The organism is Pontibacter sp. H249 (assembly GCF_037892465.1).
Taxonomy (GTDB): Bacteria; Bacteroidota; Bacteroidia; order Cytophagales; family Hymenobacteraceae; genus Pontibacter.
Map to the genome: position 1 here is coordinate 280,142 of NZ_JBBKTR010000002.1, position 14,427 is coordinate 294,568.

The following is a 14,427-nucleotide window of genomic DNA, read 5'->3' on the forward strand; positions in this document are numbered from 1 at the left end:
ACCTGGCACAGGTGCTTCTTTATTTTTAAAAGTACTCAAACTCTTAAATTACCCACACAAGCACAATAATTGCTATATTTAGGGGTTTTAAAAATCCTGAAGCAGTATGGCAGCAGAAGATTTGATGTATGAAGATAAGGTGAAAGAGCACCAGAGAAAAATAAAGCAGGTATTTAGTGAAGTAAGCAAAGCAGTTGTTGGCCAGCAATATATGGTTAACCGTTTGCTGATAGGACTGTTTACCGGCGGGCATATTTTATTGGAAGGAGTACCAGGCCTTGCCAAAACACTCACTATTAACTCACTGGCCAAGGCCCTGCGGCTCGACTTCCAGCGAATTCAGTTTACACCAGACCTGCTGCCCTCCGACCTGATTGGCACGATGATCTATAACCAAAACGCCTCCATGTTTGAGGTAAAGAAGGGGCCGATCTTCGCCAACCTTATACTTGCCGACGAGGTAAACCGATCTCCAGCCAAAGTACAGTCGGCGCTACTGGAGGCGATGCAGGAAAAACAGGTAACCATAGGCGAAACAACTTTTAAACTAGACTTGCCTTTCCTGGTATTGGCTACGCAAAATCCTGTTGAGCACGAAGGCACTTACCCATTACCCGAGGCACAGGTAGACCGTTTTATGATGAAAGTATACATCGACTACCCTAAAAAGCCTGATGAACTGGAGATCATGCGCCGGATGGCCAATATGTCATTCCAGGATTCTGTGACGAAGGTGCTTTCTAAAGAAGACATTTTTAACATTAGAAACGATATTAACCAGGTGCAGATATCTGAGACGCTGGAGAAATACATTATTGAGTTGGTATTTGCCACCCGCCGCCCAGCTGAGTATGACCTTGTAGAGTTCGCACCTTATATACAATTTGGCGTATCGCCGCGTGCGAGTATCGCATTAAACCGTGCAGCCAAAGCTGTGGCATACTTTGATGAGCGCGACTACGTACTGCCGGAGGATATTAAGGAAGTGGCGCATGATATCATGAACCACCGCATTATACTTAACTATGAGGCAGAAGCCGACGGAATTACCTCTAAAGATTTTATTGAAGCCATACTTCGCAAGGTACCAATCAGCTAAAACCTACCAGTGCTGCTGTAGATTAGCAGAGTTAAACGTAACTTAATTCACAAACGTAACACTAAGTCCCATCCGGCATCAAACCCGGATGGGACTTAGTGTTTTATATCTAAACCCTGTTTTATGTGGAAAGGTCTACTAAAGCTATACTTGTTCAGGAAACTTTTTGGAGGTGGCGGCACAGCAGGCGGCAAGGGCGGTTGTGGCCTGGGAGTCGGTTGCCTGGGGCTGGTGCTTATTATTGTTATCATCGTGTTCGCGCTGCGTTCCTGCGGCGGAGATGCCCCTACCTATACTTTTTAAGCACTTCTAAAAAAAGAAACCCGCCAAAGAGGCGGGCTTCGCACAGAGCGGGAGACTAAACCGTCTGCTAATGATTGCCACGATGTCTCTCACCCATACATGTGCAATCAGTATCTTATAAATGTAAAGGCAGGATCTATTGAACAAATCTAGGCCCGCAGTATTAGCTGCAGATTATTGTAAGGTTACTAATTTGTTAAAACCTCTATATTCTTTATGGGTGTAGCCTAGAAAACTTGTCAATCTGCTTGCCATTTACAACAAAAAGCAAAAAACTCACCTGTAAATCAAGAACTTACACCCAGCATACTGTCTGGTTAATGGAAACTTAACTCCCTATTAATATTCAGGTAATACAGCCCTTCTACCTTTGTCGCATCAAAAGACTAACTGAAAATCATGCGACAAATTCTCACCACAGTTCTATTTTTTGTGCTATCTGCTTTTATCACTGTGCATGCACAGACTGGCAGCATACAGGGCACCGTAAAAGACGCTAAAAAAGGCGAAGAGCTAATTGGCGCTATTATAAAAGTGCAAGGCACGGGGCTTGGGGCACCGTCTGATGCTTTCGGGAGTTTCCGTATTGACAACATGAAGGAAGGCACCTATACCTTAGAAGTAAACAGCCTTTCTTATACTCCAAAAATAATCTCAAACGTAACCGTTACAGCTGGCAAAACCACCACAGTAGATGTGACGATGGAGCAAAGCACTGCACAGCTGTCAGAGGTTACCATCACCGCAAAAGGAAACAGGGAAGCCGAGCACATTTTGCTCCTCGACCAGAAGAAAGCTGTCATTGCAACACAGTCGATTGGTGCGCAGGAACTCTCCCGCAAAGGTGTAAGCAATGCAGAGAGCGCGGTTGCTAAAATTTCGGGCATTTCTAAGCAAGACGGTGTTAAAAACGTATTTGTGCGCGGCCTAGGCGACCGTTATAATACCACCACCCTGAATGGTTTTGCCATACCATCTGAAGACCCTGCTTATAAGAACATCTCACTTGATTTTTTCGCGAGCGATATGATACGGTCGGTGAACGTAAGCAAGGTGTTTACAGCATCTATGAACGGCGATGTTGGAGGCGCTCTGATCAACATCAACTCAAAAGAACTCGTTGACGACCAGGCACTTCAGATTGGTATCTCATCAGGTGTAAACACCCAGGTGCCAGGCAGCGACTTTTCGCTTCCGGAGGGCATGAACAGCTTTGGTTATGTTACGGCGGCAAATGGCCCGAAAAACCAGTCCGGGCAGCGGTTCCTCAATAATTATTCCTTTAACACCTCTCTTGACCCACTGCAGAAAAACCCTTTGCTGAACAGTGGCATAAGCATATCGGGCGGCAGCAGTTTCCTGAATAAGCACCGTTTTCTCATTGTCGGTGCCATGGATAATAAATATCATTACCAGGAGGGCGTTACCCGCCTTATTACGGCAACCAACCCAGATAACCCGTTCCGAGATTTTAACTACCAGCAATCCATCCGAACTGCTTCACACATGCTATCCGGCAACTTTGAGTTTAACCTGAACAGGAGCCAACTGAATTTTAACTCGTTATACCTGCACACTGCCGCATCGTCTGCTATGAGCTTTTATGGCAAGGAAACCGAGCTGTTTCAAGTAGCCGACGAATATAACTCCGAAGGGCACATCAGACGCTTACAGCTCAATGACAACGCCTTGTTTATAAACCAACTGATCTGGAACGGCGACCTAACCGATAGAATTGCCTTTAAAGTAGGCGCTGCCGTGAACAATGTCATCGGCCAGGAGCCTGACCGTAGAATCATTATGTTGCCTTCGGCCGGAAATGGCAGGGTGCAGCTGGGTGTAGGCGAAGGAAGAGTGCAGCGCTTTAACAGCAAGATAACTGAGATGGCCATTATACCTAAAGCCAGCTTGCAATACGCACTTTCAACAGACGCCGACAAAATATCTTACATAGAAGTAGGCTACGATGGCAGAGTAAGCTCCAAAGATTTCTCTGCCCCAATCTATAACCTTATCTGGGCCGGAGGACAGAGCAACATCCCAACTTTTGATCTGGACAACATCCGCTTGGACCCATACCTGAACCAGCAAACCCTGACCAACGGCGACTTCCAGTTAGAATCCTTCAATGATACATACGATGTGAAAAGAAACAACCACGCTGCGTATGTTGACTTGGTACATAAATTCGGAAACAAGCTGACCTTGAACACAGGCTTGCGCGCAGACGACATTTACACCAAAATTAATTACAGAGTAAACCGTGGCGCCGACGTAGGCTCAAACATCATAGACAAGTTCTTTCTATCGCCGAGCCTGAACGCCAAGTATGAATTGAACGAACAACACCACATCAGAACAGGTGTAAGCCGCACGTATACTTTGCCTCAGGATAGAGAGATATCACCTTTCATTTACTTTGGAGTCGATGGAAACGAGAATGGTAACCCGAACCTGGAAGTATCTACAAACTACAATTTCGATCTGAAATGGGACTTCTACATGTCGCCGGAGGATCAGTTATCGGTAAACGGTTTTTACAAGCATATACTTGACCCGATTGCGAGAGTGGATCAGGGCAACTCGGCGGGCCTAAGAACCTACGACAACATATCAGACCATGCAGTAGCCACTGGTATAGAAGTAGAAGTTAGAAAATCGCTGATGAACATTGCTGAGAAGCATCGCTTTAACGCTGGCTTAAATGCCTCATACATCCACACAAACGTGGAGCTGGACCCAACCTTCTTCGTGCAGAATACTTCGTCTACGCTAGAGGGTGCCGCACCATACATACTTAACGCCGACCTGACCTATAACCTGGTAACGGAGAATAATGTCAACTTAACATCGGCACTGGTACTAAACTACCTGAGCAACAAAGTGCATACCATTGGTACGCGAGGTTTCAATAACCTGATCGAGGAAAGTATAACTACTCTGGACTTTGTGACCTCTGTGGGCCTTAACGAGAAGCTTAAATTCGACTTGAAAGCCAGAAACCTTTTGAACCCAGCTTATAAACTTACAAGAGAAGGCGCCGGCTCCGACAAAGCTACGGAAGGTGTAATTATCCGCAGCTACAAGAGAGGCGTGCTGTTCGACCTGGGTGTATCATACCGATTTTAACAATTAGATAAATTATCCTTCATATTGAATTAATCTTCCAATTCTAAATTCGCATAACAAATTTAAAAAAGATGAAAAAGACATTCCTTTACCTACTACTTCTTCCCTTGGGATTATTCTCTTGCGATGATGATGACACCACAACACCAGAACCAACTGTGAATAGTGAACTGAGTGGTGATATTACTACCGATGTAACACTTGATCCGAAAACAGAATACAAACTAACTGGTACTTTGATTGTAGCTGAAGGTGGAAAACTTCGCATACCTGCTGGTACAGTTATCAAAGCTGAACAAGGCTTTGACAAGTACATCCTTGTTAAACAAGGTGGTCAAATATTTGCAAACGGCACAGCCGACAAACCGGTAAGAATAACATCTGGAGCAGCTACTCCTAACCAAGGCGACTGGGGTGGTTTAATTATTAACGGCAGAGCAAGAATCTCTGGTCCAAACGGTGTAGTTTCTACCGGCACTGCGGAAGTTAACCCTGCTATTATCTATGGCGGCGACAACAACAGCGACAATTCGGGTGTTTTGGAATATCTTATTTTAGAATACACCGGAGCTAAATCTTCGGCAGACATCGAGCACAATGGCTTAACCCTAAATGCTGTGGGTAGCGGCACAAAAATCGAAAACATTTATATCCCGAATGGTTCTGATGATGCTGTAGAATGGTTTGGTGGATCAGTAAACGTTAAGAACTTATTAGTAATGAATTCTGACGACGATATGTTTGATGTTACACAGGGCTGGACAGGTACTTTGGATAATGCTTATGGTGTTTGGAAGAGCGGCTACACTAGTACAGAAGGTGATCCTCGTGGCGCTGAGCTTGACGGCAACTTAGATGGCAATACACCTGGCGATGCTAACCAATCTAACTTTACGTTAAAGAACATTACAATTGCTAACGAGTCAACTTTCGCGATGCATGATGCTGTAAAGGTGCGCAGAGGTGCTAAAGCTACTATTGCCAACCTCCTTATTAAAGGCAACGCTATTAATGATCTTATCGACTTAACAGACGGCAAGGGCAATGGAAACTCCACAAGCGTTGTAGACTATCATTATAGCGGTACGTCAACTGCAGGTGTAAAGAACCCAGATAATGCTAGTGTAACAGTTAAAGCTGCTAATACAGGCGCTAACACAGCAGTATTTAACTGGACTGGTTACAACTTCTAATTATATCTTTTTAAATACAGGTAGGGCTGTCACAAGTGCATTTGTGACAGCCCTATTTTTTTCTCAGAATTTAAAAGCTTTCCGGCTCAATCGCCGGAAAGCTTTTAAATTTACTGCACAACACCTATACTTCATCCTGCACACTTATGTAACACAACCCGCCTCACAGCTTAAATATTGACTACCAGCTTATTGAGCAAAATAAACAACCTACATAAAATTAATTTGATAATACTTATTTAACATTGGCATAATCTTGCATTAATAATAGAGCTTGTACTTTGTAGACGCAAATCAAAAGGACTTGACTAATCCTTTGGCTTGCAGCTATTTAAACATTATTACACATTATCTTATTTCTCACCCGTTATGGTAATAATTAAAAAGAGTGGCATAGCTGCTCTGGCAACGGCTATTTTAAGCCTAGGCGCTTTTACTTACGCCAAAGCTCAAACAGACACTACAATTACACAGACTGTCATTCCTACTGTTGCCCCTGCCCCTCTAGAGGTTAAGCACACCGACGCAGCTAAAAAGAAAGCCTGGTATGAGATACTCTCTATCAGGGGGTATGCCCAAATCAGGTATAACCGCCTTCTGGAGACCAACCCCGACCTTAAATGCGACCAATGCGATAAATCTATTGGAGAAAACGGCGGCCTTTTTATCAGGCGTGCCCGTTTAATCTTTAGCGGCAATGTGCATGACCGTGTATTTATTTACATACAACCAGACTTGGCCTCCTCTCCCAGTTCCAGCACCTTAAACTTTCTGCAGCTGCGCGATGCTTATTTTGATGTATCGTTAGATGCCGCTAAAGAGTATCGTGTTCGTATTGGCCAGAGCAAAATCCCGTACGGCTTCGAAAACCTGCAGTCGAGCAGCAACCGAATTCCCTTGGACCGAAACGACGCTATTAACAGTGCTATCGCTAACGAACGCGACCTGGGAGTATTCTTTTATTATGCACCGGCAAAAATTCGAAGCCGCTTCGAAGAGCTTACAAGCCTTGGCCTGAAAGGAAGCGGCGACTATGGCGTACTGGGATTAGGTATTTACAATGGTCAGACAGCCAATAAGCCCGAAGCTAACGACAACTTGCATGCTGTTGCCAGAGTTTCTTATCCTTTTAAGCTAATGAATGGTCAGTTTATCGAACCGGGAATACAGGCGTATACAGGAAAGTATACCGTTACACCGGACCAGGTATCTTCTGGAGTATCGCTTGGCGACGAAACTAATATATCAGAAGGCTTCACAGATCAGCGGATTGCAGCAACTTTAGTAGTATACCCACAGCCATTCGGAATTCAGGCAGAATATAATGTTGGCCGCGGCCCCGAATATGACCCTGAGTCAAACTCGATAATGGTAAAACCTCTACATGGCGGCTATGTGCAGGCCATGTATCGCAAAGAGGTCGGAAACCAAGTAGTTATGCCTTTTGTGCGGGTGCAGCATTACGAAGGCGGCAAAAAACACGAACGCGACGCCGCCAGCCACACAGTTTATGAAACTGAGATTGGTGCAGAATGGCTGCTTTTCAAGAACCTGGAGCTGACAGCTTTATACTCTATCGGCGACAGAACAGTCAGAAATGCCTCTAACCCGCTAAACCGCCAACATGGTAACAGGTTAAGGCTGCAGGCACAGTTCAACTTCTAAGCAACAAGTATACGTTTATACTTCAAAGCTCTTTGGCTCACTTGCCAGAGAGCCTTTTGTACATAAGCCTCCCTTTTTTCCTGCACCCATTTTCAATATTGTGTTTACTTGCGGCCTCAGCTCATAGCTTAACATTAATATAACATTAGGATAACTACCGGGTAACATAACACAACTTACTTTGCAGCGTAAATTGGCAAGTGCAGCAGCAGCCTGACTAACTGCGGCTACAAAGTATGGCCTGACTAACCATATTCAGCCAGGGTACAGACAAAGGAAAATTCTCACCAAAACTTTAACACGTGAACTCACAAAGTAAAAGAGTAGCTTTAGCGCTCTTATTATTTTTTCTGGCAGGATATACTTCGTTTAGCCAGAGTATAAACAACTCCAGATTTGGCAAAGGCCTGCAGTTTATAGCCGCAGATTCTTCTTTTAGCGTAAAAATGGGAGCACGTTTCCAGGTGCTGTACCAGGGTGCCCCAAACCCTACTACCAATAATTGGGATGATCGATTCCTTATCCGCAGAGCCCGCCTAAAGTTTGATGGCTTTGCCTACTCTCCTAAATTAGAATACAAAATAGAGCTTGGCCTAAGCAATAGCGACATAGGCAACGACAACCCCGCCGTATCGAACAACGCAGACAATATTATACTTGATGCCGTAGCCAAATGGAATTTTGCTCCTAACCTTACGCTGTGGGTGGGCCAGACAAAGCTGCCTGGCAACCGTGAAAGGGTTGTGTCTTCTCAGAAGCTACAGTTTGTAGACCGAAGCCTGCTGAACGCACAGTTTAACCTTGACCGCGATGCCGGCCTGCAACTGCACCACGAACACCGACTGGGCAATGTACTGTTTCGCGAGATAGGCTCGATAAGTATGGGCGAAGGCCGCGATATTACAGTAAACAACGCAGGCGGTTACGACTATACAGCACGCATAGAAATCTTACCACTGGGTGAGTTTGAAGGCGAAGGAGATTATGTAGGAGGCGACATTGAGCGTGAACAAACCCCAAAAATTTCTATTGCAGCTACTTACGACTTTAACGACAATGCCTCAAGAGCGCGTGGGCAGCTAGGAGACTTCCTGAGCAATCAACGTGACTTGAACACTGTGTTTGTGGATGCCATGTTTAAGTACAGGGGCTTTTCGGCAATGGCAGAGTATGCTAATCGTAAAGCACCTGAAGGCCCCGTTGTGGCACGCACAGATGAAGGTGACATTGAGGAAACATTTGTAACAGGCAATGCTCTTAACATACAGGCAGGCTACCTGCTTCCGACAAACTGGGAGATAGCCGGCCGCTATACCACCTTTAACCCAGCTACTGCAACAGGTCTGGAGCAGCAGGAGCAATATACTTTGGGCTTATCAAAATATATTGTGGGCCACAGCTTAAAGGTGCAAAGTGATGTTACGTTACAAGACACACCAGGCAGCGATAACTCTTACTTGTTCAGGGTACAGATGGAAGTGGCGCTATAAGTATAAAAGCTTAACAATAACTTAATATTACAAGCTTCTTATTATGATAGGTTCTATCTCTCTTTGCAGTCCAAAACAGAGCCACAGGCGAAGCAAAACCCATAAACACAACTAGTTGATTACCATACTAGTATATCAACAAGTATTATAAATCAGATTTAAAAAATAACCTATAACCAAATCCAACTCTGGCTTATGTTAAACTTTAAGCTTTCAAGTGTAAAATTAAATGCAGCTGTACTTTTGGGTGCAACGCTCATGTTCAGCGCATGCGGTGGCAACAATACCGAAGAGGCTAACGGAGACGGTGCCGGCAGCATTCAGATAGACGGTTCATCAACTGTTTATCCTATAACAGAGGCAGTAGCAGAGGAATATCGTGCTGAGGCTCCGGATGTAAAAGTAACAGTAGGTGTATCCGGAACAGGTGGTGGTTTTAAGAAATTCACGCGCGGCGAAATTGATATTGTAAATGCATCGCGCCCGATCAAAGATTCTGAAGCAAGCGTGGCAAAAGAGAGTGGGATTACTTATGTAGAGCTTCCGGTTGCCTACGATGGCCTTACAGTAGTAGTTCACCCAGAGAACAACTGGGTAAAGGACATTACAACGGAGGAACTGAAGAAGATTTGGGAGCCTGCTGCTCAAGGTAAAATTAAGCGCTGGAACCAGATCCGTCCGGAGTGGCCAGATCAGGAAATCCACCTGTACGGCCCCGGTGTTGAGTCTGGCACTTATGACTATTTTACAGAGGCTGTGGTAGGTGAAAGCGGCGCCAGCCGTGGCGACTATACTGCCAGCGAAGATGACAACGTATTGGTACAAGGTGTATCTACTGACGTAAATGCATTAGGGTTCTTCGGTTTTGCTTACTACGAAGAGAACCAGAATAAGCTAAAAATTGTGCCGGTTAATGATCTGAACGATGCAAACGGCAAAGGTGCCATTACGCCTACTTTAGAGACTGTTAAAGATGGTTCCTATGCTCCGCTTTCTCGTCCGTTGTTTATCTACGTGAACTCCAAAGCTGCAGCAAGGCCTGCAACAGTCGACTTTGTAAACTTTTACCTTGACAATGCTGCAGACCTTAGCCAGGAAGTAGGTTATATACCAATGCCTGCTGAAATGTACAAAGAGCAGAAGGAGAAGTTTAAGCAGTTTGCTGAGAGCGCAGGTAAAAATCAATAAGCTTTAAATTAGTGCCGCTAAGTAAGTGATGCTCGGCTTGCTTACTTAGCGGCATTTAAACTATACTGCACCTTGAGAGTATCAGAAAAAATTATCGAGGGCTTATTGTGGTTATCCACTGCGATCACAATACTCATCACTATCAGCATTATCTGGGTTCTTCTATCAGAATCTATAAGCTTTTTCAGGGTTGTGCCGCTCTCAGAGTTCTTAACCGAGAAAGAGTGGACGCCGCTGTTTGCTGATAAAAAATTCGGTATTCTGCCGCTTGTAGCAGGCACGCTGCTTACAACTGCCGTGGCTATAGCCGTAGCTTTACCCATAGGGCTAACCATTGCCATTTACCTGAACGAGTACGCGCACGATCGCATGCGCCAGATTGTAAAGCCGTTGCTGGAGGTGTTAGCAACCATTCCTACTGTAGTGTATGGCTTCTTTGCCTTAACAGTAGTTACACCGTTTTTGCAATCCATAATACCTAACCTGTCAGGATTTAACGCCCTTTCAGCAGGTATTGTAATGGGCATCATGATCATACCAATGATTTCCTCACTAAGTGAAGACGCCATTAGTGCAGTACCGCGCTCGCTTCGTGAGGCTGCTTATGGTATGGGATCTACCCGGTTGCAAACATCATTCGGCGTAATGGTTCCGGCTGCATCCTCTGGTATCGTGGTATCGGTTATACTTGCCATATCGAGAGCCGTGGGCGAAACAATGATCGTGGCTATTGCCGCTGGCCAGCAGCCCCGCTTAACGCTGAACCCGCTGGTGCCCATAGAAACTATTACAACTTATATTGTGCAGGTTAGCTTAGGAGACGTACCAAGAGGCTCGCTGGAGTATAAAACCATCTTCGCAGCAGGTATAACGTTATTCGTTTTTACGTTTGCGCTGAACAACTTAAGCTTCTGGATCAAAAAGAAATACCAGGAAAAGTATGACTAACTCAGACATCAACAGGCTTAAGGATAAAGCCTTCCACATCTTCGGTATCTTCTGTACCTTTATCGGGTTGGTGGTTCTTGCTATCTTTCTTTTTGATATCATCATAGAGGGCTTGGGCCGTATTAATTGGGACTTCCTTACAAGTTTGCCATCGCGAAGAGCCAGCCGTGCAGGTATACTTACAGCGTGGGTGGGTACGCTTTGGATACTGGTGCTAACCACAGTTATCGCATTCCCGTTAGGAGTATCGGCCGGTGTATACCTGGAAGAGTATGCAAAAAAGAGCAGGATAAACAATTTCCTGGAGATCAACATTGCTAACCTTGCTGGTGTGCCTTCTATTATCTATGGTTTGCTTGGCTTGGAAATTTTTGTGCGCCAGATGCGTTTAGGAGGCAGCTTATTAGCAGGTGCACTTACTTTATCCCTGCTTATACTTCCGATCATTATTGTTACAACCCGGGAGGCCATAAAAGCCGTGCCCCGAAGCATTCGCGATGGTTCTTACGCGCTGGGTGCATCTAAATGGCAGACAGTGTGGAACCAGGTGCTACCGGCATCCTTTGGCGGAATACTTACAGGTATTATCCTGGCATTGTCAAGAGCCGTTGGCGAGGCTGCTCCGCTAATTGTAATCGGTGCTCTGGCGTATGTACCTTTTACACCGTCGTCGCCGATGGATGAGTTTACCGTACTGCCTATACAGATCTTTAACTGGACCTCAAGGCCACAGGAAGCATTCCTGACAAATGCAGCAGCTGCCATTATTATACTATTGATCATCACCTTTATGCTGAACGGCATTGCCGTTTACCTGCGCAACAGGCAGCAGAAAAAAATAAAGTGGTAAACACACCATGGGTAAAAAGATAAAACTAGAGGCAATTGACCTCGATGCATATTACGGCGATTTCCACGCCCTGAAAGGAATCAACATAGCCATGGAAGAGAAAGCTGTTACGGCTTTTATCGGTCCGTCAGGCTGTGGTAAGTCTACGTTTTTGCGCACCTTTAACCGCATGAACGACTACATCGAAGGTTTTAGGGTAGATGGCCAGATTCTCTTGGACAACAAAGACATCTATCAGAAGAACGTACGTGTGGATGAATTGCGCAAAGAGGTTGGCATGGTATTCCAGAAGCCGAACCCCTTCCCGAAAAGTATATACGAGAACGTGGTGTATGGCCTGAAGATACAGGGTGTAAAGAAAAAGTCTGTACTAGATGAGGCTGCCGAAACATCGTTAAAAAGAGCCGCACTTTGGGACGAAGTAAAAGACAAGCTTAACAAATCAGCGTTGGCGCTTTCTGGTGGCCAGCAGCAGCGTTTATGCATTGCCCGTGCCTTGGCCATTTCTCCGTCGGTGCTTTTAATGGACGAGCCTGCCTCTGCCCTAGACCCTATTTCAACAGCAAAGGTAGAAGAGCTGATCTATGAGCTGAAAAATGATTACACGATCGTAATTGTAACCCACAACATGCAGCAGGCTGGCCGCGTTAGCGACTATACTGCCTTCTTTTATATGGGTGAGCTAGTGGAGTTTAACAAAACAAAAACTATGTTTACCAGCCCTAAAAATGAACGCACACAAAATTATATTACTGGCCGATTCGGGTGAGAATCTATATTTTGCTTAAATGTAAAACATGTCATTTTAATTAAAGAAGCTAACATACAATGAGTCATATAGATTTAGAGCTCGATCGTTTAAAGGTAAAGCTGATGGAGATGTGGGATCTGGTGGAGTATCAACTACAGAGTGGTCGTGAGGCCATGATAAGTGCAGATACAGAGCTGGCCCGCAAAGTGCTAAAGCTTGGCAAAAAGGTGAACAACTTCGATGTGAAGATAGACCGCATGTGCGAAAATCTATTGGCACTTTACACACCTGTTGCCGTAGACCTGCGCTTAGTGCTAGCAACCTTAAAGATAAACGCCAACTTAGAACGCATCGGAGACACGGCAGAGGGCATCTCAATGTTTGTAAAAAACCGTGAGAAACTCTTTAACCCGGAGATGCTGGAGTTAACTAAAGCTATTAAAATGTTTGATGAGGCACTGTCGATGTTCCATGAGTGCCGCATAGCTTATAAAACAAACAATACAGAACATGCCCTTGCTCTGATTAAACGCGATAAAATGCTAAACAAGATTTACCGCAAATCAGACAAAATTATAGCTGAATACCTACGCAAGAATCCGGACAGCATAGAAGAAGGCCTGGCACTATTCTCTATCATTAAAAAACTGGAGCGGGTAGGCGACCAGATCACCAATATTGCTGAGGAGATTATTTTCTACCAAGACGCTAAAGTGATAAAGCATAAATCTAAAAAGAAAGATAAAAACAACGGCAAGGACAAGTAGCATATAGGAATTGCTAATTGTTTATTCAGCAAAGTATAAAGTATAACAGGAAAGCATGGGCCAAAGCGGTTCATGCTTTTTCGCTTTTGTAGTGATAGGTCTCAACCCAATGCCATCAACTTAAACTATGACATCTATAATTTTGTCATTTCGAACATCATGAGAAATCTAAAAATTAGTTCAGAAGGACTTCTGTAAAGATCTCTGCTTTCGTTGAGATGACAAACAAGCTTAAGTTGATGGCATTGGGTCGCGACTTGTCGATGTGAGAACAATTTAGCAACCCCACAACTAAGCAGCTTATCCATTAAGCCACCACTTTAGCAATTCAGCGTTTTGTGCTGTACCTTTGCAGCAAATTTGAGGCGCGATGCTGTTTAAAGAAGTTTTATACCTAATACAGAAGGACCTAGTGCTGGAGTGGCGGCAGAAGTATGCCTTTAACGGAATGCTACTGTACGTGAGCAGTACCGTGTTTGTGTGCTACCTCAGCTTTGGCCTGCGGTCCAATGTTTTAACAGTACCTGTATGGAATGCAGTGCTCTGGATTATACTTTTGTTCACATCAGTAAACGCCATTGCTAAAAGTTTTATGCAGGAGAACCGGGGCAGGCTTTTATACTTTTACTCTATCGTGAGTCCGCAGGGGGTTATACTTGCAAAGATCATCTACAACGCGCTGCTCATGCTCATTCTGGCTGTAATCTGCTTTGTATTTTATGCTTTTGTACTAGGCAACCCGGTGCAGGACGTGCCGATGTTTTTGCTTACCATACTTTTAGGTGCCATTGGCTTCTCCACTTCCCTTACCATGATATCAGGCATTGCCAGCAAGGCTGCCAATAGCAGTACGCTAATGGCAGTGCTTAGCTTTCCGGTTATCGTGCCTATGCTGCTGATGCTGATTAAAATGTCTAAAAATGCGATTGATGGGTTAGACCGTAGCACTAGCCTCGACGAACTACTTACTTTACTTGCCATAAACATGATCGTTGTCACCGTTTCTTACATCTTATTCCCGTACCTTTGGCGTTCGTAAGGCAA

The 14,427-nt window shown here is 44.7% G+C and carries 12 protein-coding genes; all 12 read left to right on the forward strand.

Annotated features, from left to right (window positions below; translation table 11 throughout):
• The first annotated feature begins 106 nt into the window (after positions 1–106).
• The 12 genes from WG943_RS03585 (at position 107) to WG943_RS03640 (ending at position 14,422) form a co-directional block, all read left to right on the forward strand.
• Positions 107–1,099 carry an AAA family ATPase gene (locus WG943_RS03585; RefSeq protein ID WP_340406792.1) on the forward strand — a complete coding sequence of 331 codons (993 nt, stop codon included), beginning with the start codon at positions 107–109 and terminating at the stop codon, positions 1,097–1,099.
• Positions 1,100–1,222: 123 nt separating this feature from the next.
• Positions 1,223–1,402: a hypothetical protein gene (locus tag WG943_RS03590; RefSeq protein ID WP_340406793.1), complete on the forward strand. Its 180-nt coding sequence runs from the start codon at positions 1,223–1,225 to the stop codon at positions 1,400–1,402.
• A 399-nt stretch (positions 1,403–1,801) separates the two neighbouring features.
• Positions 1,802–4,531: a TonB-dependent receptor gene (locus tag WG943_RS03595; protein ID WP_340406794.1), complete on the forward strand. Its 2,730-nt coding sequence runs from the start codon at positions 1,802–1,804 to the stop codon at positions 4,529–4,531.
• Between the two features lie 71 nt (positions 4,532–4,602).
• The gene (locus WG943_RS03600; protein ID WP_340406795.1) at positions 4,603–5,724 is read left to right on the forward strand and encodes a hypothetical protein; all 1,122 of its coding nucleotides are present in this window, start codon (positions 4,603–4,605) and stop codon (positions 5,722–5,724) included.
• A 369-nt stretch (positions 5,725–6,093) separates the two neighbouring features.
• Entirely contained in the window at positions 6,094–7,389 is a 1,296-nt protein-coding gene (locus tag WG943_RS03605) for a porin (RefSeq protein ID WP_340406796.1), read from the forward strand.
• A gap of 302 nt (positions 7,390–7,691) precedes the next feature.
• Complete coding sequence (locus WG943_RS03610; RefSeq protein WP_340406797.1) at positions 7,692–8,879, forward strand: porin; 1,188 nt, start codon at positions 7,692–7,694, stop codon at positions 8,877–8,879.
• A 195-nt stretch (positions 8,880–9,074) separates the two neighbouring features.
• Positions 9,075–10,067, forward strand: a complete 993-nt coding sequence (locus tag WG943_RS03615; protein ID WP_340406798.1) for a PstS family phosphate ABC transporter substrate-binding protein — start codon at positions 9,075–9,077, stop codon at positions 10,065–10,067.
• Positions 10,068–10,139: 72 nt separating this feature from the next.
• A complete protein-coding gene (gene pstC, locus WG943_RS03620) occupies positions 10,140–11,015 on the forward strand; it encodes a phosphate ABC transporter permease subunit PstC (protein ID WP_340406799.1) in 876 nt (291 codons plus the stop codon).
• On the forward strand, positions 11,008–11,865 hold the full coding sequence (gene pstA / locus WG943_RS03625) for a phosphate ABC transporter permease PstA (RefSeq protein ID WP_340406800.1): 858 nt from the start codon (positions 11,008–11,010) through the stop codon (positions 11,863–11,865). Before pstC ends, pstA begins: the two co-directional genes overlap by 8 nt.
• A 19-nt stretch (positions 11,866–11,884) precedes the next feature.
• Complete coding sequence (gene pstB / locus WG943_RS03630) at positions 11,885–12,634, forward strand: phosphate ABC transporter ATP-binding protein PstB (protein ID WP_340407126.1); 750 nt, start codon at positions 11,885–11,887, stop codon at positions 12,632–12,634.
• 59 nt (positions 12,635–12,693) lie between these two features.
• Positions 12,694–13,383, forward strand: coding sequence for a phosphate signaling complex protein PhoU (gene phoU / locus WG943_RS03635; RefSeq protein ID WP_340406801.1), 690 nt, complete (start codon positions 12,694–12,696; stop codon positions 13,381–13,383).
• A gap of 370 nt (positions 13,384–13,753) precedes the next feature.
• Positions 13,754–14,422 (forward strand): heme exporter protein CcmB, encoded by a 669-nt coding sequence (locus tag WG943_RS03640; protein ID WP_340406802.1) that lies wholly within the window; start codon positions 13,754–13,756, stop codon positions 14,420–14,422.
• The last annotated feature ends 5 nt before the right edge of the window (positions 14,423–14,427 follow it).

Excerpts from the sequence above, each read along its gene's own strand:
- WG943_RS03615 (WP_340406798.1), top strand. The coding sequence starts at position 9,075 with ATGTTAAACTTTAAGCTTTCAAGTGTAAAATTAAATGCAGCTGTACTT.
- WG943_RS03605 (WP_340406796.1), top strand. The coding sequence starts at position 6,094 with ATGGTAATAATTAAAAAGAGTGGCATAGCTGCTCTGGCAACGGCTATT.
- pstA (WP_340406800.1), top strand. The coding sequence starts at position 11,008 with ATGACTAACTCAGACATCAACAGGCTTAAGGATAAAGCCTTCCACATC.
- WG943_RS03590 (WP_340406793.1), top strand. The coding sequence starts at position 1,223 with ATGTGGAAAGGTCTACTAAAGCTATACTTGTTCAGGAAACTTTTTGGA.
- WG943_RS03640 (WP_340406802.1), top strand. The coding sequence starts at position 13,754 with ATGCTGTTTAAAGAAGTTTTATACCTAATACAGAAGGACCTAGTGCTG.
- WG943_RS03595 (WP_340406794.1), top strand. The coding sequence starts at position 1,802 with ATGCGACAAATTCTCACCACAGTTCTATTTTTTGTGCTATCTGCTTTT.
- phoU (WP_340406801.1), top strand. The coding sequence starts at position 12,694 with ATGAGTCATATAGATTTAGAGCTCGATCGTTTAAAGGTAAAGCTGATG.
- WG943_RS03585 (WP_340406792.1), top strand. The coding sequence starts at position 107 with ATGGCAGCAGAAGATTTGATGTATGAAGATAAGGTGAAAGAGCACCAG.
- WG943_RS03600 (WP_340406795.1), top strand. The coding sequence starts at position 4,603 with ATGAAAAAGACATTCCTTTACCTACTACTTCTTCCCTTGGGATTATTC.